This window comes from Actinacidiphila paucisporea (assembly GCF_900142575.1).
Classification (GTDB): Bacteria; Actinomycetota; Actinomycetes; order Streptomycetales; family Streptomycetaceae; genus Actinacidiphila; species Actinacidiphila paucisporea.
The window spans coordinates 1-21,910 of record NZ_FRBI01000017.1 but is presented as its reverse complement, the minus strand read 5'-3'; the positions used below and the strand labels follow the sequence as shown (position 1 = coordinate 21,910).

The following is a 21,910-nucleotide window of genomic DNA, read 5'->3' as shown; positions in this document are numbered from 1 at the left end:
CCCCTGTGACGGAGGCCACACTTCCCGTCACAGGGGCGTCACAGCTGCTCGCCGCCCTACGCGGGGCCCGCCTCCAAGGTGGTGATCCGCTGGGCACCGTCCGCGGTGTCGGGCCGGGCGCTGGTCAGGTCGAGGCGGATGCGGTCGGTGTGGACCGGGGCGAAGGTGATCACGGTCGGTTCGCCGGACGCGGTCGCCCAGCTGACGGCCTGGTCGCGGGCGGGGACGAAGCGGTCGCCGTCCCAGGCGGAGACGGTGACCGCGGCGGGCAGCGAGTGGGTGGCGTCCACGGTGAAGGAGACCGCGACGGACCCGATGCCGCGGGCCGCCGCCCAGGCGACCGAGACCCAGTCGGCGGCGCGGGCGCCGCTGAAGGCGGGCAGCAGGGCGGTGGCGCTCTTCTTGAAGGCGTTGGACCAGCCCGTCGCCGGGTCGCCGTCGAGCATCGCGGCCGGCAGGGTGTCCGGGGCGCCCGAATAACTCGCGTCGGCCAGCGGGTAGTCGGGGGCGGCGGGCGCGGGCCCGGCGGCGAATCGCGCCGGCGGAGTGGTCGCCACATCGGACGCGCGCTCCGTCCGCACCTGGGCGGTGGCCGGGCGCAGGCCGGGCCCGGTGGCCGTGACGGTGAGGCGGCCCGGCTCGGTGCCGGAGCGGACGATGGCCAGCGCCTTGCCGTGGAAGGCGGTGCGGGTGGTGGCCTGGTAGCGCTCGGCGCTCTCCTGGCGGCCGTTGTCGACACCGGCGAGCGAGCCGCCGTCGACCGCGAAGGTGAGCAGGTGGTCGGCGCCGGGCACGACGGTGCCGCGCGCGTCGATGACCTCGGCGGTGACGTAGACCAGCGAACGCCCGTCGGCGGGCAGCCGGTCGCGGTCGGGCAGCAGCCGTACGGTGTGCGGCGCGCCCGCGGTGCGCAGCACGTCGGTGGCCACCGTCCGGCCGCCGCGCCTGGCCACCGCCTTCAGCTCGCCCGGTGCGAAGGGCACCTGCCAGGTGAGGTGGAGCTTGCCCGCGCTGCCGTTGGGACTGGTGTAACTGCCCGGGTAGGGGCCGCCGGTTACCGTGCGGTCGTCGCCGGTGGCCTCGGTGGTCTCCAGGTAGGTGCGCCCGTCGGTGGTCTTCTTGGTGTCGAAGCGCCGCACGCCCAGCGAGCGTCCGTCGAGGAACAGCTCCACGGTGTCGACGTTGGAGTACGCCCACACCTCCACCGTCTCCCCCGGCTTGTGGTCGGTCCAGTCCATCGGGACCAGGTGCACCATCGGCTCGGTCGTCCACTGGCTGCGGAAGAGGTGGTACATGTCCTTGGGGAAGCCGGCCGTGTCGACCGCGCCGAAGAAGGACGCCTTGACCGGGAAGACGCCGTAGGGCGTCGGCTCGCCGATGTAGTCCATGCCCGACCAGAGGAACTGCCCGGCGAAGAAGCGCCGGTCGCGGTCCTTCTTCAGGCCGTACTCGCCGCTGATCGTCCAGGACGCGAGGTTGTTGTCGTAGCTGGAGGTCTCGCGCCTGCCCGGGGTGTGGTTCTCACCGGTGTTGAGGTGCCGCGGCTCCTGGTAGGCGCCGCGGGTCGAGGTCTCCGAGGACGACTCGGACTCGAAGAGGAAGAGGTGCGGGTAGCGGGCGTGCAGGGCGTCGACCGAGGCCGCGGTGTTGTAGTTCAGGCCGAGGCCGTCGAGCTTGGCCAGCATCAGGTCGGCCGCCGAGCCGGCCGCGGGCAGGCCGCGGTATTTGTCGGAGCCGATGACGACCGGGCGGGTGCTGTCCAGCGAGCGCACGGTGTCGATCAGGCCCTGGGCCATCGCGAGGCCCGCGGTGCTGGTGGAGTCGGGGATCTCGTTGCCGATCGACCACATGACGACCGCGGGCGAGTTGCGGGCCGCCCTGACCATCTCGGCGATGTCGGCGGCGCTGTTGGCGTCGAAGAAGCGGTGGTAGTCGTAGGTGGTCTTGCCGGTGTGCCAGCAGTCGAAGGCCTCGACCATCATCACGATGCCCAACTGCTCGCAGACCCGGATCATCTCCGGCGACGGCGGGTTGTGCGAGGTCCTGAAGGCGTTCACGCCCATGGACTTCATGAGGGTCATCTGCCGCAGCAGCGCGTCGGAGCTGACCGCGGAGCCCAGCGCGCCCTGGTCGTGGTGCAGGTCGACGCCCTGCAGCTTGGCGTACGCGCCGTTGACCGTCAGGCCGAGTTCCGGGTCGACGGCGACGTGGCGGACGCCGAAGGTGGTGGGCACGGTGTCCACCGTCCGCCCGTCGACCCGCACTTCGGCGTCGAGCCGGTAGAGGTGCGGCGACTCCAGGGACCACAGCCTCGGGTGCGTGAGGGTCATCTCCAGCGTGGCGGTGCCCTGTCCGCCCGCGGGCAGGTCGAGCGGCGCGGTGGCCCTGGCCACCTGGCGGCCGTCGGGGTCGCTGACGGTGGTGACGACGGTGGCCTCGCGGCCCGCGGCGGTCTCGTTGACCGCGGTGATCTCCGCGCGCACGGTGGCGCGTCCGGTGCCGAGCGTCTCCGCGAGGCCGGGGGTGGTGACGAAGGTGCCCCAGCGGGCCAGGTGTACGGGGTCGGTGATCACCAGCCGGGCGTGCCGGTAGATCCCGCTGCCGGAATACCACCGGCTGCTCGGCAGCTGGTTGCGCACCTGCACGGCGATGACGTTGGGCGTGCGGCCGTCGGTGTGCAGCAGCGCGGTGAGGTCGAAGGCGAAGCCGGTGTAGCCGTAGGGGTGGTTGCCCACGAGCGTGCCGTTGCAGTAGACGTAGCTGTCCATGTAGACGCCGTCGAATTCGACCGACACCCGGCGGCCCGCGGTGGCGGCCGGCAGCGTGAAGGTCCTGCGGTACCAGCCGAGGCCGCCGGGCAGGAAGCCGGTGCCGCCGGAGGTGCCCGAGTCGGTGGTGGGCGTCTGCTCGATGCTCCAGTCGTGCGGGACGGCGACCGTACGCCACCGCGAGTCGTCGTAGCCGGGCGCGGCGGCGTCGGCGTAGGCACCGGTCGGGTCGGTGATGCCCGCCGGGTTGACCAGGGCGAAGCGCCAGCCGTCGCTGAGGTCGACGGTCCTGCCCGCGGTCGTGTCGAGGGTGGCGCCTGGCGTACGGCCGTGTCCGGCGGCCGCGCTGTGGACCAGGCCCGGCAGGGCCGGCGCCGCGGCTCCCGCGGCTCCGGTGACCAGGAACGACCTGCGATTGACCGGCACTGCGACCACTCCTCGTCGAGGGCATAGGCGGGGCGTACGCGACAGGCCTCAGCAGCGCGCGGGCATCACAACAGATCAGCACCGAACAGAATCCACCAAGGCCAACCGGATTCTTGCAGCTCGCGACCGGGCGGGGTCAAGAGCCGTGCCGCATTTCCGCAAGTCGGCCCGCCCGCCCGCGGTCGGCGCGCGAGGAGCCGCCCCCCGTGCTCTGATGGAGGAGATGTCCGCTTCCAGCACATTTCCGGCAACCATTGTTTCCGGCAGGATTGGGGAGGTCAGGATGGCCACCTACCGCGTTGCGCAGATTTCCGCCGCCGGCGGGTCGTTCGAGCTCGTCGAGCGCGAACTGTCGGAACCGGGGCCCGGGCACGCGCGTATCGCCGTCGACGCCTGCGGAATCTGCCACAGCGACGCCGCGTTCGTCGAGGGCGGCCTCCCCGGCCTGACCTTCCCGCTGGTCCCGGGACACGAGATCGCCGGGCGCCTCGACGCGCTGGGCGAGGGCGTCGCGGAACGCGGCTGGCAGGTCGGCGACCGGGTCGTCGTCGGCTGGTTCGGCGGCAGCTGCGGCTACTGCAAACCCTGCCGGCAGGGCGACTTCATCGTGTGCGAGAACCTCAAGGTCCCCGGCTGGGCCTACGACGGCGGCTTCGCCGAGTCCGTCGTCGCCCCCGTGGACGCCCTGGCCCGCGTCCCCGACACCCTCGCCCCCGCCGACGCCGGCCCGCTCGGCTGCGCGGGCGTGACCACCTTCAACGGCCTGCGCCGCAGCTCCGCCGAGCCCGGCGACCTGGTCGCCGTCCTCGGGGTCGGCGGCCTCGGCCACCTCGGCGTGCAGTACGCCGCCGCGATGGGCTTCGAAACCGTCGCCATCGCCCGCGGCGCCGACAAGGCCGACCTCGCCCGGCGGCTCGGCGCCCACCACTACGTCGACAGCACCGCGGGCGCCACGGTCGCCGACGCCCTCCAGGCCCTGGGCGGCGCCAAGGTCGTGCTGGCCACGGTCGGCAACTCCGACGCCATCGCCGCGACCGCCGACGGCCTCTCCCGCCGCGGCGAGCTGGTCGTCATCGGCGCGACCGCCGACCCGATGGCCATCAGCCCCCTGCAACTGATCTTCCCGGCCAGGGCCGTCCGCGGCCACCCGTCGGGCACCTCGCAGGACATCGAGGACACGATGCGCTTCAGCGCGCTGCACGGCATCCGCCCGATGACCGAGACGGCGCCGCTCGCGGACGTGGGCGAGGCCTACAGCAGGATGATGTCCGGCGCGGCGCGCTTCCGCATGGTGCTCACGACCGGGTGACCGCGGCCGGTGCCGCGCCGCCCGCCCCGCGCCGTCCCCGGCGCCCGGCGGGCGGCGCGGCGCCCCCGGGTGCGTGAAGTGGATGGGCTGGGCTGCGACTTCGCCGTAGAGTCGGACATGTGTGCTGCCGGTCGCCCCGGCGCGCGGTTCCGGGACGGCAAGTCCCCCGGGGGAGGGCAACACCGCATGACTCGTCGCTCCAACAGCGGTCCGATCGGCATCTGGGCCGAGACGCAGCGCCAGCAGCAGCGGCAGCAGGAGGCGCAACTGCGGGCGCGGGCACAGCAGCAGCGGGAGCGGGAGCGGCAGCAGCGGGCGTACGAGCGGGACATGGCCCGGCAGAGCCGCGAGCAGCAGGCCGCCTACCGGCAGCACCAGGAGGCCGACGCCCTGCGGCGTACCGAGGAACTGGACGCCCGCGTCGAGGCGCTCGGCCGCCTGCTGGCCACCGGGAGCCGCGCCCCGGCCTTCCGTACGGCCGCGCTGCTGCGCTCCGAGCAGCTCGAACCGTTCGCCCCCGGAGCGCTCGCCCGGCCCGTCCCGATGCCCGACCCGCAGCGCTACCAGAACCAGGCGCAGGGCGGTTGGGGCCGGGCGGCCCGGCGGGCGCAGGAGGAGGCGCAGGCGCACTACGCCCGCGACCTGGCCGCCGCGCAGGCCGCGGAGGCGCAGCGGCAGCAGCAACTGGCCGCCTACCGGCAGCAGTACGACCAGTGGGCGGCGGGCCGGCTCGCCGAGATCCGCCGGCACAACACCGGGGTAGGCCAGTTGGCGGCCGCCCTGCGCGCCGGGGAGCCGGACGCGGTCGCGCAGTACTTCTCCGCCGCCCTCTACTCCTCCACCGCGTGGCCCGAGGACATGCCGCGCCAGGTGGACGCCGCGTACGACCCGGGCGCGCAGCAGTTGGTGCTCACGTGGGAGCTGCCCGGATACGGCGTCATCCCCGAGGTGAAGTCGGTGCGGTACATGCCGGCCGCCGACCGCTACAAGGAGACGGCCCGCCCGGTGACCCAGCGCCGGGCGCTCTACCGCGACCTGCTCGCCCAGTGCGTGCTGCTGGCGCTGCGCGACGTCTTCGCCGCGGACGAGTCCGGCGCCCTGGAGTCGGTCGAGCTGAGCGGCTTCGTGGACGACCACGACCCGGCGACCGGCCGCGAGGCCCGGATCTTCCTGGCCGCCGTGACGGCCACCCGCACCGCCTTCGACGCACTGGACCTGGCGCGGCTGAGCGCGGTGGACTGCCTGGTCGACGGCTTCCACGGCCGGCTCTCGGCCCGCCCCGACAGCTGCGTCGCCGTACGCCCGGGCCGGCTCCCGGACGACGTGGGCGCCGGAGCGGTGTCCCAGACCCCGGCGCCCCGGGTCCCCGAGGCCCGGGGTTCGGCCGCCGGGGACTCCGCCGCCCGGGACTCCGCGGCGGACGACGACGAGCCCAACCTCTACGCCATGGACCCGCTGGACTTCGAGCTCCTGGTCGCCGACCTCTTCCGCGCCATGGGCATGGAGGCGGTCACCACCCAGCGCTCGGGCGACGGCGGCGTCGACGTGGACGCGGTCGACCCGACCCCGATACGCGGCGGCACGATCGTCGTGCAGGTCAAGCGCTACCGCCACACCGTGCAGCCCACCGCGGTCCGCGACCTGTACGGCACCGTCCAGCACACCGGCGCCAACAAGGGCGTCCTGGTCACGACCTCCCGCTTCGGCCCCGGCTCGCAGGCCTTCGCCCGCGGCAAGCCGCTGGAGCTGGTCTCCGGTGAGCAGCTGGTCGAGCTGCTGCACCAGCACGGTCTGCGCGGCCGGCTCGGCCCCACCGAGCGGCCGCCGGTGCCCGCGGCCCCGCCCACGCCCGACCACAACGTGCTGGGCGTGTCGTGGTCGGGCACGGTCGTCCTCGACGTCTGCGCGCTGGTCTGCCGGGGCGGCAACGTGCTGAGCGACGACCACTTCGTCTTCTACAACAACCCCCGCACCCCCGACGGCACCGTCACCGCGATCCCGCCGACCGCCCCCGACAGGGCGGCCCTGCGGGTGGCCTTCGACGCCCTCCCCGACCGGGCCGACCGCCTCGTGCTGGCCACCGCGATCGACCCCACCGTCAATCCGGACGCCGACCTGTCCGGCTTCACCCGTGCGGGCATCCGGCTGCTGGACGGGTCGGCGGCCGAGCTGGGCCGCCTGGAGGTCTCCGACGGCCGCCCCGGCGAGACCGCCCTGGTCCTCGGCTCGTTCCGCCGCCGCGCGGGGGGCGACTGGGACTTCGTGATGGGCGGCAAGGGCTATCCGGGCGGCCTGGAGGCGCTCCTGCGCGACTACGGCGTCGACGTCGCCTGAAGGTGCCGGAAGGCGGTGTCAGGTGCCGGAAGTGCCGGAAGGCGGTGTCAGGCCGGCGCGATGTTCTGGTTCGCGTGGAAGAAGTTGTCGGGGTCGTAGGTCCGCTTGACCTGCGCGAGCCGCTCGTAGTGGTCGCGGTAGGTGGCCCTGACGCGGTCCTGGCTCTCGCCGGTGCCCATGAAGTTGACGTAACCGCCGCCCATCGACTGCGGGTGCAGCGCCTCCCAGTAGTCCACGCACCACTGCCTGATCACCTCGGCGTTGGCCGGGTCGGGGTCGATGCCGGCGACGATGCCGGACCACACGGCGTCCCGGTAGGCCCACGCCGTGGCCGCCGGGTCGACCCGGTGGGCGGCGCCGTCGACCGGGTACATGTGCATGGTCGACAGGGCGGTCGGCATCCGTTCCGCATAGGTGGCGTGCACCTCGACGGCGTCGTCCGTGATCCGGTCGAAGAAGTCCCCGCGCCAGTACCACTGGAGCCCCGGGGGCAGCAGGCCGTCGAACATCGTCTGCACCGCCGGGTAGGGCATCGGGGCCGTGAAGTGGAAGTCCGGCGGCGCGGGCTCCGCCACCGCCGCGAGCGCCGCCTCGGCGCCCTCCGGGTCCCCGGTCAGGCACCACACGACTCCGCACATCTTCCGCCCGTGGATCTCCTCGGGGAAGGGCGGGGCCGGCGGGACGGTCAGCTCCGCGAAGAAGCCGTTCACGTCGTCCGGCGCCTGCGGAAGGAACTCCCGGTACCACCGCAGCACGTCGCGGATGCGGTCCAGGCTCCACAGGGTGATCCCGAGGACGACGGTGTCCACGGGGTGCAGGCCGAAGGTGAGGGAGGTGACGACGCCGAAGTTCCCGCCGCCGCCGCGCAGCGCCCAGAAGAGGTCCGGGTGGTCCTGCTCGCTCGCGGTGACGAAGGAGCCGTCCGCGAGCACGACGTCGGCGGACAGCAGGCTGTCCACAGTCAGGCCGTACTTGCGGGTGAGGTGCCCGTGCCCGCCGCCGAGGGTCAGGCCCGACACGCCGGTCGTCGACACGATCCCGGCCGGCACGCCCAGACCGAAGGCGTGCGCCGCGTGGTCGAGGTCGCCGATCAGAGCGCCTCCGGCCACCTGGGCGGTCCGCGCCACCGGGTCGACGCGTACGCCGCGCATCGGCGACAGGTCGACGGTGACGGCGCCGTCCACCAGGCACAGGCCGGGGCCGCTGTGCGCGCCGCCGCGGACGGCGATCTCCAGCCCCTTCTCGCGGACCGCGGTGACCGCGTCCCGTACGTCCCCCGCGTCCCGGCACCGCACGAGCGCGGCCGGCCGGCGGTCGATCATCGCGTTGTAGGCCCGGCGTGCCTCGTCGTACCCGGCGTCCTCCGCGGTGACGACCGGGCCGCGCAGCGCGGTCCTCAGCCCCTGCAGCGTCGCGGCATCCATGACGGTCTCCTTGCCGGGGCGCGATACGGCTCCGCGCTCCCCGCGGGGCGCGGGGGCGGTGCGTGGTCCGTGCGTCGTACGTCGTCGCGGGCGGCCCGCCCGGCTCCGCCCTCGCAGGGCGGCCGGTGCGGCGGCACCCCTCGCGGGCCGCACGGCGGCCGGAACAGGACCTGCCCCTCCCTCCACCCTCTCGCCGCCGCGCCCCGCCCGCATCCCGGCGGCCCGGTCGGGCGCCGGGTCGGGCCGCCCGGCAGGTCCGGCCGCGGGTGACCGGGGCCTGGCCGAGCGGGTGGGGCGACCTCCTGTGCCGGGACCGGCGGGGCGGTCAGCGGCGGTGCCGGCCTGCGGCCTGCTGCTGGAGCAGGCCCAGGATGCGGGCCTCGTCGTCGATGAGGCCGAAAAGGCCCGGGATGTCGGGCGTCGTGGCGCCGTTCACGGCGAGGTAGACGGTGCAGAGCCGCCCGTGCCCCGCGTCGAGGTAGCCGCCCATCGTCTGGGCACCGACGGCCAGCCGGTTGTTGAGGGCGTCGAGACCGGTGACCGTGCCGGGCTTGGCCCACACCCTGCCCTTGCCGGGACACGTCGGCTCCCCTTCGCACACGCCCGCCGGCGAGCCGTCCACGCCGAGGACCGGCTGCGCCTCCCTGAACAGCGTGGCGTCCGGGGTGGTCTCCCAGTAGCGCAGGACCTCGGTCTCCAGCCGCGGGGTCACCCGGTCGACGGGATCGCCGCCGCGGCCGTCGAGCAGCTGCGCTTCAGGAAGCTGTTGAGCACGGCGAAGCCGTCCTGGTCAACCCCGCGGTGACGGCGGCCGCGACGGCGCCGCCCCAACCGGGCCGGCGGCCGCGGCCGGCCTGCTGCTTCTGCTGCTGCTGTTCGCGGAACACGGCCGCACACATACCGCGCGGCCGCGGCCGCGGCCGTACGTCCGCGCCGAGTCCCGTTTCACCCGCCCGGCGTCTTCGGCGCCCGCGCCTGCGCAGCCGCCTCCGGACGTCCCGTCAGGAAGCTTCAGGCGCGCAGGTCGACGGCGGGGTCGGCGGGGGTGGGCGCGGTCGCCGGCGGCACGGCGTCGGTGGCGCCCTGGGAGGGGGCCTCCTCGGTGGGGGCGCCCTCAGCGGTTGCGCCCTCGGTGGGGGCGTCGAGGGCCGGGGAGGACGCCTGGTCGCCGACGTACGTCGAGGGTCCGGCGTAGGAGGGCCGCCCCCCGCGCGGGCCGAGCCGGCCGGAATCGCACAGGCCGTGGGCGGACTCCCCGCCCGCCATCGGGTGGTTCCGGTGCTGTCCCAGGGCGCAATACGCCGCCGCGGGGCCGCCGGGGGCCGCGTAGGCCTGCCCGGCCAGGCCGCCGGCGAGGCCGACCACCGCCGCCGTCGCCGCCGTCAGCGCCGCCAGACGTCCGCGCATGCTGCTGTCCATGACGACCGCTCCCATCGTGAAACCGTTCGTGGCTACCGCGAGCAACGCTCAGATGATTCCGGTGACCGGGGCCGACGGCCCGCCCCGACACGGCAGCGGCCCGCGAGAGCACCCGATGGCGGTACGCCGGGCCCACCGCGGACGCCCCGCCCGCGCGACCCGCCACGAAACCCGCGCACCTTCGGCGCCGCACGAACCGCCGAACCGTCCGCATCGCGCGAACCGTAAGAACCATCCGAACCAGGCGAAAAAGCATGCCGCCTACATCTGTTCATCCGGAGGTCCACTCCTGCGTGGGCCCGAAGGCCTAGCGTCGTGCGTCATGGACATGGAGTGCACGGGCACAGCAGGCATGACGCGCCGGGGACTCATCGTGGGCGCCGTCGCCGCCGCGGGGGTCGCCACGGGAGTCGCCGGGGGCGGGGGCACCGCCTTCGCGGCCGGGGACGAGCACGGCGGCGGGCCGAACGGGCAGGCCCCGGGGAAGGGCGCGGCGGGCTTCAGGCCGCCGGCGTACCGGCTGACCGTCGACGGGGAGTCGGTCCTCAGCAGCCGGGTGGACCACCCGGTCGCGCCCGGCATCGCGCTGACCTCGTTCGACGTCTTCGGGCGTACGGGCTGGCTGCGGGCGCACGTGCTCAACGCCGACCTCGGCGAGGCGTCGGTGGACCTGGTCGCGGACAAGGTCAGCGACCCGCGGCCGCTCAAGGGCGCCACCGACGCGCAGCACGCGGTGGCCGCGGTCAACGGCGACTACTTCGACATCACCGAGACCTTCGCCGCCGAGGGGCCCGAGATCCAGGGCGGCCGGCTGCGCAAGGGGACGAACCGGTCCTCGACGGTGATGGCCGTCGGCGCCGACCGGGTGGCGCGACTCGCCGACCTGATGATCGCCGGCACGGTCACGGTGGCCGGCGCCGAGCAGCCGCTGGCCGCGCTCAACTCGCCCTCGACGCCCGCCGACGGCGTCGCCGTCTTCACCCCGCTGTGGGGCCACGGGGACCGCACGCTGCTCCAGGACCCGGGGCCGTACACCGAACTCGTCGTCGTCGGCGGCCTGGTGACGGCCGTCAACGCGCGGATCACCGCGGCACCGGTGCCCGCGGACGGGCTGATCGTGCTGGGACGCGGCGCCGCCGCTGGCCAGTTGGCCGGGACGCGCGTCGGCGACGCCGTCAGCGTGGACTTCGCGCCGCGGAGCGACGCGCCCGGCGCGCTGCGGATGGCGCTGGGCAGCGGCTCGGTGCTGGTCAACGGCGGTACGCCGGTGGACTTCCCGCCGAGCACCGGCAATGACGCGCCCAAGCCGCGTACCGCGGTGGGCTGGCCGGCCGGCGGGCACCGGCTGCTGCTGGTGGCGGTCGACGGGTCCTCGAACGTCTCCGCGGGCCTCAGCTTCGACGACATGGCCCGGCTGCTGGCACAACTGGGCGCGGACGAGGCCTTCATGCTGGACGGCGGCGGCTCCACCGAGATCGTCGCCCGGCGGCCCGGCGACACCGCGGTCGGCGTCGTCAACACCCCCTCGGACGGAGCCGAGCGCCCGGTGCCCAACGGTGTCGGCCTGTTCGGCCGTCCCGGTTCCGGGCGGCTCACCGGGCTCGACGTCCGGCCGCAGGCCGACCGGGTCGTCCCCGGGCTGACCGTGGACGTCGCGGTCGCCGGCTACGACGAGGCGTGGGGTCCGGCGGCGACCTCCGGGCACCAGGTCGGCTGGACGGCCGAGCCCGGCTCGCTCGGCAAGGTAGGCGACGGGGTCTTCCGCGCCCGGCGCTCCGGCGCCGGCGTGCTGCGGGCGCACGCGGGCGGCGCCGAGGGCGAGCACGGGCTGCGCGTGCTGGGCGACCTGCACCGGCTGGCCTTCACCGACCGCACGGTCACCCTCGACCCCGGCGCGACGGTCACCGTCGCCCTGACCGCTTACGACGCGGACGGCTTCGACGCGCCCGTGGCACCGCGCGACGTGGCGCTCGACTACGACACCTCCGTGATCACGGTGGTGGCCGGCAAGGACGGCCTGACGGTGACCGGCGCCGCCGACGCGGGCGGCAGGTCGGCGACGCTCACCGCGACGGTGCAGGGCGTGGCGGCGCGGCTGCCGGTGACGGTCGGCCTGATCGACGTCGCTCTGGCGGACTTCGAGCCCGGCGACACGTGGACGGCACTGGCCGCCCGCGGTACGGCGTCCGTCTCGGTCGTCGCCGCCCCCGACCGCCCCGGCGCGGCCGCGGACAACTCCGCGCTGCGGCTGGCGTACGACTTCACCGGGCAGGGCAGCACCTCGGCGGCCTACGCGGTCAGGGCGCCCGGCCCGATCACGCTGCCGGCCGGCACCAAGAAGCTCGCGCTGTGGGTCAACGGCGACGGCAACAACCACTGGCTGCGCGCGATGCTCTCCTCGCAGGGCACCACCAACGTGCCGTTCACCTTCGCCACGGCCGTCGACTGGACGGGCTGGCGCCGCGTCGTCGGCGACATACCGGCCGGCTTCTCCGACCCGGTCACCCTGCTGCGCCTCTACATCGCGGAGACCTCGCAGACCAGCAAGAACGCCGGCCGTCTGGACTTCGACGGCCTCACCGCCCAGGTGGGACAGCAGCCCGACCTGGCGGAGCCGCCGCAGCCCGACCCCTACGTGGTCGAGCAGGGCGAACTGCCCGACCGGCGCTGGACCTTCGCCGTGCTGTCCGACCTGCACATCAGCGCGGCCGCGGGCCTGGACTCCTTCTCCGGGCGGCAGGCGGTGGCGGCGCTCGGCCAAGTGGTCGCGGCGAAGCCGGACTTCATCCTCATCAACGGCGACTTCGTCGACAACAACACCCCCGCCGACTTCGACCTCGCCGACGGCCTGCTGCGCGACCACGTACCGGCCGGCCTGCCGGTGTACTGGACGCCCGGCAACCACGAGGCGGGCCTGTCCGCGACCGGCGGCCTCGACACCTTCCTGTCGGTGACCGGGCGCCCCAACAAGCAGATCCTCGACCACAAGGGCACCCGCTTCATCCTGCTGGACTCGCACACCGGCGACATGCGCACCTCCGACTGGTCCCAGGTGCCGCTGCTCCAGGCCGAATTGGCGAAGGCCGCCGACGACAGGTCGGTGACCGGGGTGGTGGTCTCCTTCCACCACCCGCTGCACGACCCGTCCGGGGCCGAAGCCTCCCAGCTGTCCGACCGGTTGGAGGCCGGGCTGCTCCAGCGCTGGCTCGCCGACTTCCGCGAGCAATCCGGCAAACCGGTCGCGCTCTTCACCGGCCACGCCCACACCGCGTCGGTCAGCCGCGCCGACGGCGTGCTCGACGTGACCACCCCCGCGGTCGGCAAGACGCCCTACAGCTCACCCGACCAGGGCGGCTTCTTCGGCTGGATGCACATCGGCGTCGAGCCGCACCCGGCCAGGATCCGGGCGGGCCGGCCGAGCCCGGAGACCCGCGACTGGCTTCAGGCCGAGAGCCGCCCGCTGATCGACGGCATCGACCTGTCCGCGCCGGGACAGCTCGCGCCGGGCGCGTCCGCCCCCGTCGTGGCGACCGGCCTCACCAGCGAGTTCGGCCTGCGCTTCCCGCTGCGCTTCCCGGCCAGCGTGACCTGGTCGGGCAGCCGCGGCCTGGCGGTCGCCGCCTCGTCCTCCGAGGCCCGCTCGGCCCGCCGCGAACCGGCCACCCTGGCCGTACTGGACCTGACCACGGCCACGCTGGCCGCGGTCCGCAGCGGCCACGTCACCCTCACGGTGACCGCCGGCGGCCTGTCCGCCTCGTCGGACGTCACCCTCGGCTGACCACCGAACCGCCGCCTCCGGGCACGTCCTGATGACGGCCGCGCCCATGCCGCCGAGCAGGGCGCCCGCGGCGGGCACGGCGTACGAACCGGGGTCCGCGCCGTCACGGCAAACGGCCCCGGCGCCGGTCCGTACGCACCCGGCGGCCGCCTCCCGTACCCCCGAGGTCGGCTGACCCCTACAGCTGGGTGTCCGCCGACTTCATGGACGCCACCGCGTCGGCGACGGTGGTCCGGTACAGGCCGAGCTTCGGCCGCAGGACCAGGGCGCCCTTGCCGAGGGGGAAGCTCTCGGTGGCCGCGGCGGGCATGTGGTCCGCGTCGGGAAGGACGTTCAGCTCGTCGACGCCCGGGGCGGTGCCGGTGGTCGCGCCGCTCGGGTCGAGGTCGATGACCGCGTAGGCGGTCTGCCGGGCGTGCACGGGGTAGGCGGGCGGGCCGCCCAGACCGCCGGGGACCCGCGGCTTGACGGCCCGGGTGCCGTCGGCGGACTTCGCGCTGTCCAGGTAGACCCGCGGGTAGTAGCTCAGGCCGCAGGCCTGCCCGCCGTTGTTGCGTACGGCGATCACCCGCTGCGTCGGCGCCCCCGCCCTGGCGGTGACGCGCACCGTCAACTGCTCGATCGCGCAGGGGTGCTTCCACGCGTAGGCGTCGGTGTCGGTGCCCCCGCCGGTGCCGCTCATCGGCTTGGTCTGGGGCGCTGCGGTGGTCGGGGCGGTGGTCGCGGATGCGGTGGGGACGGGTGCCTCGGTGGTCGGGGGGGACACGGTGGTCGGCGCGGACGCAGCGGCCGAGGTCCGGTGGGACGGGGCAGGGCCGCCCGCCGCTTCGGTGGAACCCGACTGGCAGGCGGTCAGGGCGAGGGCGCCGAGCAGCAGCACGGCGGAGGAGGAAAGAGCGGACGGGAGAGCGGACTTCACGGACACGGTGGTTTGCCTTCGCTGGAGTCGGTGGTGATGGCGCCACCGTCCGCCACGTCCTGTCCCGGATGCCACAGTCTCGCGACAAAAGGGGACGGCAGAACGCTTCCACCATCCTGACCTGCGAGGATGAACCCTCCTGGAACGCCGGTCCGGGACGACGGGGAGGGTGGAATGACCACGGGCATCGGGGACTTCGCGACTCAACTGCACGAACTGAAGGAACGCTCGGGTCTCAGCTACGGCACGCTCGCGACCCGCCTGCACGTCAGCACCTCGACGCTGCACCGCTACTGCAACGGCGGCGCCGTCCCCGGCGACTACGCCCCCGTCGAGCGTTTCGCGCGGCTGTGCGGCGCGAGCCACGAGGAGTTGCTGACGCTGCACCGGCGGTGGCTGCTGGCGGACGCCGCCCGACGTGAGCGTTCCGCGTCCGCGGCGGAAGCGGAGGCAGTACCCGCACCGGCTCCGGACGCGGCACCCGCACCGGCTCCCGAAGCGGCTCCCGAAGCGGCGCCCCTTGCCGAGTCGGCCGCGCGCGCCCGCCGGCCGCGGCGCCGTATCGCGGCCGTGCTGGCCGCTGCCGCCGCGCTGGCCGTCGTCGCCGCGCTGGCCCTGCACAGCGCCCTCGCCGACGAGGGGCCCGCCGCCGGGCCCCGTCCGACCGCCACCGCCACCGCGGCGCCGACGTCCACCGCGCCCGCGCCCCTCCAGGTGTCCGTCCTGGCGGACAACTGGAACACCCCCTGCGACCAGTGGTTCCTGCTGGCGCAGCAGCCGGCGAAGGTGCCGCCGCCACCGGAGGTACGGCAGGCGAACGGCTGGGCCGACGCGCTCGGCGGGACACCGGCGGGGAAACTGCGGCTCGAACTGACCGTGCAGGGTGCGCCGGGCCGGCCCGTCGTCCTGCACACCCTCTCCGTACGGGAGACGGGCAACCGCCCCGCGCCCAGGGGCATCGGCTACACGACGGGGTCCGGCTGCGGCGGCGCGCTCACGCCCGCGTCCTTCGACGTCGACCTCGACGCCGCCGCACCCCGTACGAAAGCCGTACCCGGCTTCGCGGGGAAGGACCAGGCGCGCGTCGTCGCCGACTTCCCCTTCCAGGTCACCGCGTCCGACGCGCAGGTGCTCGACGTGGCCGCGCGCACCGCGGACCGGGACGTCAGCTGGTATCTGGAGATCCTGTGGAGCTGCGGCGACCGGCAGGGCACGCTGCGGGTCGACGACCACGGGAAGCCCTTCCGCACGGTCGGACTGGCGGGCGACCCCGCGTATTTCTACAACGGCACCGCGTGGGAGCCGACGTCGGTGGCCGCCTTCTCGTGAAGCGGCAGCCCTAAGGTGCCCGGAAGAGGCGGGGGAAGCGGGGTGCGAGCCACGGTTTGCGGCCCCAGGCGAGGATCTTGCCGCGGGTCAGCGCGGACACCGGGCCGCACCGGCCGAGGGCGATCAGCAGGAAGGTGACCGGCTCGCTGACGATCGTGCAGTCGGGGCGCCGCGGGCGCCCGGCGCCGACCACCGCCGTGCCGTCGGTGAAGGTCACGGTGAAGCCGCCGCCGCCGCGCACCCGCAGGTCGTAGCAGGCGCTGTGCCCGGCGGCGGCCCGCGCGTCGACCACCCGGGGCATCGCCAGCGTCACGAAGGGCAGGGTCAGCGCGACGTTCGCCGCGTCGAGCATGTGCGGGCGGCGCAGGGCCAGCGCGATGTCGTAGCCGTGGCCGAGCATGTGGGTGAGCAGGTACGAGCCGAGGGTGCCGAGGTCCATCGGACCCATGGGGGTGACGACCTCTTCGCCCGGCGGGCGGACGGCCGCGGCCGCGGTGAAGGCCTTCGCGTGCGACACGATGCCGTCCGCCAGGACGGCACCGCGGCGCTCGGTGAAGCCCGCGAGCCCCGCCGCGTTGACCGCGGCCAGGCTGCCGGGCGTGCCGTCGCCGTAGGGGCGCGGCCGGCCGGCCGCGAGGTCGGCCATCAGCTCGTTGGCCAGCACCAGATGCGCAGCGGCCTCGCCGACGGTCCACTCGGCCCCGGGGATGCGCACCGCGGTGTCGGCGGCCGTACGCACCAGGTCGCCGATCCGCTCGGCGACCTCGGCTATGGCGGTGGCCGGCGCGGCCTCGGGGAAGAGGGATACGTCCATGGCGGAGAAGACTGACCGACCCCGGCCGATCTGTCCAGGTCACCGGCCCGCACCGGACCACGGGCCGGCGCGGACCGGGCGCCGGGCGGCGCGAGGTCCGGCCCGTTCCGGGCACGGCGAGCCGCTTCCTGCGGCGGGCACACCCGGGCGTCGCGCACCAGCGGCGCACCGACCGCACCGCCCGTGGTCCAACCGGTCCCAGGCACGCGGAGTCGCTTCCTGCCGCGGGCGCGCCGCCGGCGGTTCACCGACCGCGGCGGGCGCGAATGCGGCCGCCTTCAGCCCGACCCGCCGACCCGGCAACCCGCTTCAGCCCGCCGCCGCCTCCTCCAGGAAGGGCGGCGGGATCGCGGCCGCGGCCGGGACGGTGGTCGGCACTGCCGCCAGGCCGCCGTCGACGCTGGTGAGGGCGGGGGGCGGCGCGTCGACCTGGGTCGCGGACTCGGTGACCGCGATACGGGCACCGAGGCGCGGCTCGGCCAGGGGGCCGGTCTCGCCGCGCAGCAGCAGGCGGACCGCGGCCCAGGGGAGGTTCACGCCGGTGAAGGCGGTCTGGAAGATGCCCGCCGATGCCCGGGGGTTGGCTTCGAGCAGCACCGGTCTTCCCTCAAGGTGCCGCAGCTGGACGTTGGACAGGTACGCCAGGCCGAAGTGCTCGACCAGTCGGCGGGCGATCGCGGTGACTTCGGGGTCGTCGAGGAGCAGCCGGTAGCGGCCCGCCTTGGACCGCGCTATCGCCGCGAGCGGGTGGCCGCCGGGCGCCGACAGGCAGTCGACGCTGATCTCCGGCCCGTCGAGATACGGCATGACCAGGAATTCCGGCACCGGGTCGCCCTCGTCCACGGCCCGCTCGAAGGCGTCGGCGACGGCTGCCACCGAGGCCTGCGGAACCGGCGGCGCGAGCAGGTCACGTATCCGCAGCGGGCCGTCGTCCAGGACGCGGAAGCCGAACGCCGAATACTCGCCCGCGGGTTTGATGCAGACCTTTTCGCCGGCCGCCGACAACTCCGCGACCGCCGCCCGGAATTCCGCCGCGTCGCGCACCGACCGCCACGGCGGCACCGGCACGCCCGCCGCCAGCGCGGCCTCGTACGTTCGGGTCTTGCTGGTCAGCACCTCGATCGCGGCAAGCGGCGAGCACATCAACCGGGTGCCCACTGCGGCGAATTCGGCGCCGAGCCCGGCGAGTGCGGTCAGCCGCCGGGGCGGTACGAGGACGTCGATGCGGTGCCGCCGGCAGAAGTCCAGGGCGAAGGCGGAGTATTCGTCGTCGCTCACATGCCGCGGCTCGACCTCTGCCACGTCGCACGCGGCCAGCGCGGCGGCGTCCCGGTCGACGTTCGTCCCGTAGATGTGGACGCCGACGGCGTCCGGGTTGTCGCGGAGCATCGACATCACCTGCGTCGAGGCGACTCCCGCGCTGCTGAGCCATATTCGAAGCGCTATCGCGAAGCTCCTCGCCGTTTGAACAGCACGCGACCGGTGCTGCGCCGATCATGGGGTGAGCGGATCGTAGCCCCGGCCGATGACGGTGAGGTTTCCGACCAGTGGCCGGCGCGGTTCCGCCCGCAGTGCCCCGGCCATTGATCCGCCCCGCAACCGGGGCTGCTGAACAATTCCGGGCCTGATGAAGTCGTTTCTGCCAGGCCCGGACCCCGGGGGGGGCGTACCGCTTCCGTAGCCGTCGGTACGCGGGCCTGGCGGCCCGCCGCGGCCCCGTGTCCGCGGCGGGCCCAACCGCCCCGGCTCCGCGCGGTCGGGGGCGCGGCCCGCGGGACGGCTCAGGCCGCCGGGCGGGCGGTGCTGGCGCGGACCACGAGGGTGGTCGCCAGCTCGACGCGGCGCATCGTGGGCTGGACGTTGCGGCCGAGGTCGAGGACGAGGCGGGCGGCGGCCTCCGCCATGTCGACCAGGGGCTGGCGGACGGTGGTCAGCGGGGGGCCCATCCAGCCGGAGATCGGGAGGTCGTCGAAGCCGACGACGCTGAGGTCCTCCGGGATGCGCAGGCCGAGGTCGCGGGCGGCCTGGTAGACGCCCATGGCCTGGACGTCGTTGCCGGCGAAGACGGCGGTGGGGCGGTCGGGCGCCGACAGCAGTTCCAGGGCGATGCGGTGGCCGGCCTCGGTCTGGAAGGTGCCGTGGCGGACCAGCGCGTCGTCGCAGACGACTCCTCCGGTCTCCAGGGCGGCCCGGTAGCCGTCGATACGGGCCCGGCTGCACAGCACGTCGGCGGGGCCGCAGATGACGCCGATACGGCGGTGGCCCAGCTCCAGCAGGTGCCGGGTCGCCGTGTAACCGCCCTGCCAGTTGGTGGTGCCGATGGACGGCACGTCGTCGGCGGGGTAGCCGGCCGGGTCCATGACCACGAACGGCACGTCCCGGCTGGCCAGCGACTCCCGCTGCCCCGCGGTGAGGTCGGACATGATGAGGATGACGCCGGCCGGGTCCCGGGTCAGCACGCCGTCGACCCACGACAGGCCCATCTCCTCGCGGCCCGACGACTCGGACAGCACGAGGGTGAGCCCTTCCTGCCTGGCCACGTTTTCCGCGCCGCGGATAATCTCCGTCGCCCACAGGCTGATCAGCTCGTGAAAGACGAGTTCCAGCAATCCGGAAGGGCGCGGCCTGGCGGCACCGCGCTTACGGCGGTAACCGTGGTCACGCAGCAGCAGCTCGACTTTTTCCCTGGTGGCGGGCGCCACATGGGCCCGGCCGTTGAGGACTTTGGAAACGGTGGGCGCGGAAACCCCTGCCTGCCTGGCGATTTCCGCCAGCGTGGCTGTTCCGCCGGACGCCGACTCGCCCCGTGCACTCGCGGTTTGCGGCTTGCTCGATTTCTGCACGGTCACGTTCCCATGCTACCGGCTTTGCCGTACGCCATTCCGTGCCGCAATCCCCGGCCAAGGGCCTTCTCAGGCCGCGGGAATACGGACTTCCGCCAGGTATAGCACGCCCGGATTGCGGGCGTGTTTCAGTGCGCGGCGAGCGACGCGGCACCGGCGCGGGCGAGTTGCCCACTGCCGTCCCGGCCGCGGTCGCCGTCGGCGATGACGACCGCGTAGCGCCGGTTGAGGGTGGCGCCGTCCTCGACGGCCACCTCGCGGTCGAAGAAGGGCGCGGGGCACACGCACGCGAAGGGCGTGGCGCGGACGAACCACTTGACGTGGCCGGCGCCCGGCTCGTTGGCCGCGTCGTCCACGAAGACCAGCGTGGAGGACCGCCCGTGGTCGTCGTGCCGTCCGGTGAAGCCGAGCCAGGGCGCGCGGACGCCCATCAGCTCGTCGCCGCCGGTCGCGTCGGGGGTGTGGACGGTGCCGCCGGTGAAGGACCGCGGGCCGCGCCAGAACAGGCCGCCGTAACCGGCGTTGTCCCGGCCCTCGGTGGTGGGACTGCCGATGACCGTACGGGCGCCGCGGACGTTGGTGATCGCGGTCTCGAAGACCAGCACCCACGCGTCGTCGTCCGGCAGCACCTCGATGCCGAGACGCCGGGTCTCGGTGACGTACGGCTCGCCGTGCGCGGTGTGCCAGCGCAGGCGCTCCGTGACCCGCAACCGCCCCCCGGTCAGGCTGAGTTCGTCGAAGGCCTGGTGGTCCATGGAGCCGTTGTTGTCGAACTGCCCGTACCCGGTGCCGCGCCGGTAGGTGACGCCGCCCCAGAAGTTCTCGCTGCCGACGTTGGGCAGCGACAGCGACAGGCCCTTGTGCCAGATGTGGTCGTGCGGGCGGTAGATGCTGACCAGGTCCCCGCCCAGGGTGCGCAGGGGGTGGAAGTAGGGCCGCGGGGACTCCAGCGGGGCGTCCCAGGGCCGGTGGACGTAACGGGTCAGCGGGCGCCCCCGGTAGCCGACCCGCAGCGAGGTGCCGAGCTCGTGGGTCACCGTGAGGCCGGCGGGCTCGGGCTCGGTGCCGGGCGGGTGCGGCTGCTGGCGGCGGTCGTTCACCGGGAGGTCTCCTCGGGGTCGGCGGGAGGGCCGGCGGGCCGGGAGCGGCGCCGGCTGTGGGGGCTGTCCGCGGCACTCCGCGGCCCCCGGTACGTGCCTCCCGCCGGACCGAAAGTGTCGGTTTCCCTCCGGCGACGATAACCCGCACGACGCTACGGTTGGCGGCGGGACCGGGTCACCATCCGCAGGCCGGCACGGCCACGGGCAGTCAGAAAAGTTTCCGCACGATCCGGAGGGGACGCGCATGACCGACGACGTACCGCTGCTGCCGGGGGGAATCGGGCTGTCCCGGCTGCGGGTCTACCCCTGGCCGACCGAGGACGGCCTGCACGGCGGCTCCCCGCACCTGCACCTGACCTGCACCGAGTGCTACTGCGTGCTCGGCGGCACCGGTGAGCTGCATACCCTCACCGCCGAGGGCCTCCGCCGCACCCCGCTGGCCGCGGGCGACGCCGTCTGGTTCACACCGGGCACCATCCACCGGGCGGTCGACACCGGCGGCCTCGACGTCATGGTGCTCATGCAGAACGACGGCCTGCCCGAGGCCGGCGACGCCGTCATGACCTTCCCGCCCGAGCACCTGGCCGACCCCGCCGCCTACCGCGCGGCCGCCTGGCTCGGCGACGGCACCCCCGAGGAGCGCGCGGTACGCGCCAGGGCCCGCAGGGACCTCGCCGTCGCCGGCTACCGGGACCTGGTGGAACAGGTCGAATCGGGGCACCCCGAGGCGCTCAACGCCTTCCACGAGGCCGCCGCGGCACTCGTCGCCCCGCGGCTCGACGCGTGGGAGGCCGCCTGGCGGCAGCGCGCCGCGGCCGCGGCGGAACGCACCGGGGAGCAGATCGCCGCCCTGCGGCGCGGCGACGTACGCCACCTGGGCGACGCGGCCGTCGCACGGCTCGCGCCGCCGCCGCAGGACACCCTCGGGATGTGCGGCCGGCTGGCGCCCTACCGGCGGGACGACGCCCTTGAGCCGCCACCGGCGTGAAGCAGGCAGGGAAGCGGCGCGGCAGTCAGGGAGGGCTGCCGCGCCGCCGGTCTTTCCCCTGGTTCAGCTACCGCGCGTTCAGCTCGCTTGGCAGCTCAGGGTGAGGGTGGGCGCGGCTCCGCCGTTGACGGTGTAGCCGAAGGTCGTGCTCGCCCCGGCACCGAGCGTGCCGTTGTACGGTGCGTTCTTCGCCGTGGTCAGGCCACCGGAGCTGCCCTGCACGGCATTCCACAGGCTGGTGATCGTGTCACCCGCGGGCTGCGACCACGACGCGGTCCACCCCGAGATCGCCGAACTACCGGTGTTCTTGACCGTGACCTCGGACTGGTAACCACCCGTCCACGCGTTCACCGTCCGATACGTCGCCGAGCACCCCGCACTCGGCGGCGGCGTACCACCGGTCGTACCCGCCGACGTACCCGAACTCGTACCCGCCGACGTACCCGTGCTCGTACCGGT

Annotated in this window: 15 protein-coding genes; 5 read left to right on the top strand and 10 right to left on the bottom strand. The window is 74.4% G+C overall.

Annotated features, from left to right (window positions below; all coding sequences use genetic code 11):
- Positions 1-56: 56 nt before the first annotated feature.
- The gene (locus BUE44_RS23225; RefSeq protein ID WP_073500925.1) at positions 57-3,194 is read right to left on the bottom strand and encodes a glycoside hydrolase family 2 TIM barrel-domain containing protein; all 3,138 of its coding nucleotides are present in this window, start codon (positions 3,192-3,194) and stop codon (positions 57-59) included.
- A 283-nt stretch (positions 3,195-3,477) separates the two neighbouring features.
- Here BUE44_RS23225 and BUE44_RS23220 point away from each other — a divergent pair, with 283 nt between their 5' ends.
- On the top strand, positions 3,478-4,503 hold the full coding sequence (locus BUE44_RS23220) for an alcohol dehydrogenase (protein WP_073500924.1): 1,026 nt from the start codon (positions 3,478-3,480) through the stop codon (positions 4,501-4,503).
- Between the two features lie 186 nt (positions 4,504-4,689).
- Positions 4,690-6,837: a restriction endonuclease gene (locus tag BUE44_RS23215; protein ID WP_073500923.1), complete on the top strand. Its 2,148-nt coding sequence runs from the start codon at positions 4,690-4,692 to the stop codon at positions 6,835-6,837.
- Positions 6,838-6,884: 47 nt separating this feature from the next.
- Here the strand turns inward: BUE44_RS23215 and BUE44_RS23210 are convergent, their stop codons facing one another.
- The 3 genes from BUE44_RS23210 to BUE44_RS23200 form a co-directional block, all read right to left on the bottom strand.
- Positions 6,885-8,261 carry an FAD-binding oxidoreductase gene (locus tag BUE44_RS23210; RefSeq protein WP_073500922.1) on the bottom strand — a complete coding sequence of 459 codons (1,377 nt, stop codon included), beginning with the start codon at positions 8,259-8,261 and terminating at the stop codon, positions 6,885-6,887.
- Between the two features lie 325 nt (positions 8,262-8,586).
- Entirely contained in the window at positions 8,587-8,973 is a 387-nt protein-coding gene (locus tag BUE44_RS23205; protein ID WP_073500921.1) for a hypothetical protein, read from the bottom strand.
- Positions 8,974-9,272: 299 nt separating this feature from the next.
- Positions 9,273-9,668, bottom strand: a complete 396-nt coding sequence (locus tag BUE44_RS23200) for a hypothetical protein (RefSeq protein ID WP_143172559.1) — start codon at positions 9,666-9,668, stop codon at positions 9,273-9,275.
- Positions 9,669-10,032: 364 nt separating this feature from the next.
- Here BUE44_RS23200 and BUE44_RS23195 point away from each other — a divergent pair, with 364 nt between their 5' ends.
- The gene (locus tag BUE44_RS23195; protein WP_073500919.1) at positions 10,033-13,458 is read left to right on the top strand and encodes a phosphodiester glycosidase family protein; all 3,426 of its coding nucleotides are present in this window, start codon (positions 10,033-10,035) and stop codon (positions 13,456-13,458) included.
- A 178-nt stretch (positions 13,459-13,636) separates the two neighbouring features.
- On the opposite strand, the gene BUE44_RS23190 is transcribed toward BUE44_RS23195, so the two are convergent.
- A complete protein-coding gene (locus tag BUE44_RS23190) occupies positions 13,637-14,377 on the bottom strand; it encodes a DUF4232 domain-containing protein (protein ID WP_143172558.1) in 741 nt (246 codons plus the stop codon).
- 174 nt (positions 14,378-14,551) lie between these two features.
- On the opposite strand from BUE44_RS23190, the gene BUE44_RS23185 reads away from it, so the two are divergent.
- On the top strand, positions 14,552-15,706 hold the full coding sequence (locus tag BUE44_RS23185; RefSeq protein ID WP_073500917.1) for a helix-turn-helix domain-containing protein: 1,155 nt from the start codon (positions 14,552-14,554) through the stop codon (positions 15,704-15,706).
- Positions 15,707-15,716: 10 nt separating this feature from the next.
- Here the strand turns inward: BUE44_RS23185 and BUE44_RS23180 are convergent, their stop codons facing one another.
- The 4 genes from BUE44_RS23180 to BUE44_RS23165 form a co-directional block, all read right to left on the bottom strand.
- Complete coding sequence (locus tag BUE44_RS23180; protein WP_073500916.1) at positions 15,717-16,520, bottom strand: maleylpyruvate isomerase family mycothiol-dependent enzyme; 804 nt, start codon at positions 16,518-16,520, stop codon at positions 15,717-15,719.
- Between the two features lie 309 nt (positions 16,521-16,829).
- Entirely contained in the window at positions 16,830-17,909 is a 1,080-nt protein-coding gene (locus BUE44_RS23175; RefSeq protein ID WP_159450288.1) for an ATP-grasp domain-containing protein, read from the bottom strand.
- 392 nt (positions 17,910-18,301) lie between these two features.
- The gene (locus BUE44_RS23170) at positions 18,302-19,363 is read right to left on the bottom strand and encodes a LacI family DNA-binding transcriptional regulator (RefSeq protein WP_073501022.1); all 1,062 of its coding nucleotides are present in this window, start codon (positions 19,361-19,363) and stop codon (positions 18,302-18,304) included.
- A gap of 128 nt (positions 19,364-19,491) precedes the next feature.
- A complete protein-coding gene (locus BUE44_RS23165; RefSeq protein ID WP_073500914.1) occupies positions 19,492-20,463 on the bottom strand; it encodes a DUF6807 domain-containing protein in 972 nt (323 codons plus the stop codon).
- A 244-nt stretch (positions 20,464-20,707) separates the two neighbouring features.
- On the opposite strand from BUE44_RS23165, the gene BUE44_RS23160 reads away from it, so the two are divergent.
- Positions 20,708-21,451: a cupin domain-containing protein gene (locus tag BUE44_RS23160; RefSeq protein ID WP_073500913.1), complete on the top strand. Its 744-nt coding sequence runs from the start codon at positions 20,708-20,710 to the stop codon at positions 21,449-21,451.
- Positions 21,452-21,529: 78 nt separating this feature from the next.
- Here the strand turns inward: BUE44_RS23160 and BUE44_RS23155 are convergent.
- On the bottom strand, positions 21,530-21,910 hold a 381-nt coding region (locus tag BUE44_RS23155), incomplete at its 5' end, for a cellulose binding domain-containing protein (RefSeq protein WP_200804383.1).

Bases quoted from the DNA above. Each gene is read 5' to 3' on its own strand.
- BUE44_RS23220 (WP_073500924.1), top strand. From the start codon at position 3,478: ATGGCCACCTACCGCGTTGCGCAGATTTCCGCCGCCGGCGGGTCGTTC.
- BUE44_RS23215 (WP_073500923.1), top strand. From the start codon at position 4,690: ATGACTCGTCGCTCCAACAGCGGTCCGATCGGCATCTGGGCCGAGACG.
- BUE44_RS23210 (WP_073500922.1), bottom strand. From the start codon at position 8,261: ATGGATGCCGCGACGCTGCAGGGGCTGAGGACCGCGCTGCGCGGCCCG.
- BUE44_RS23200 (WP_143172559.1), bottom strand. From the start codon at position 9,668: ATGCGCGGACGTCTGGCGGCGCTGACGGCGGCGACGGCGGCGGTGGTC.
- BUE44_RS23195 (WP_073500919.1), top strand. From the start codon at position 10,033: ATGACGCGCCGGGGACTCATCGTGGGCGCCGTCGCCGCCGCGGGGGTC.
- BUE44_RS23185 (WP_073500917.1), top strand. From the start codon at position 14,552: ATGACCACGGGCATCGGGGACTTCGCGACTCAACTGCACGAACTGAAG.
- BUE44_RS23180 (WP_073500916.1), bottom strand. From the start codon at position 16,520: ATGGACGTATCCCTCTTCCCCGAGGCCGCGCCGGCCACCGCCATAGCC.
- BUE44_RS23175 (WP_159450288.1), bottom strand. From the start codon at position 17,909: ATGCTCCGCGACAACCCGGACGCCGTCGGCGTCCACATCTACGGGACG.
- BUE44_RS23160 (WP_073500913.1), top strand. From the start codon at position 20,708: ATGACCGACGACGTACCGCTGCTGCCGGGGGGAATCGGGCTGTCCCGG.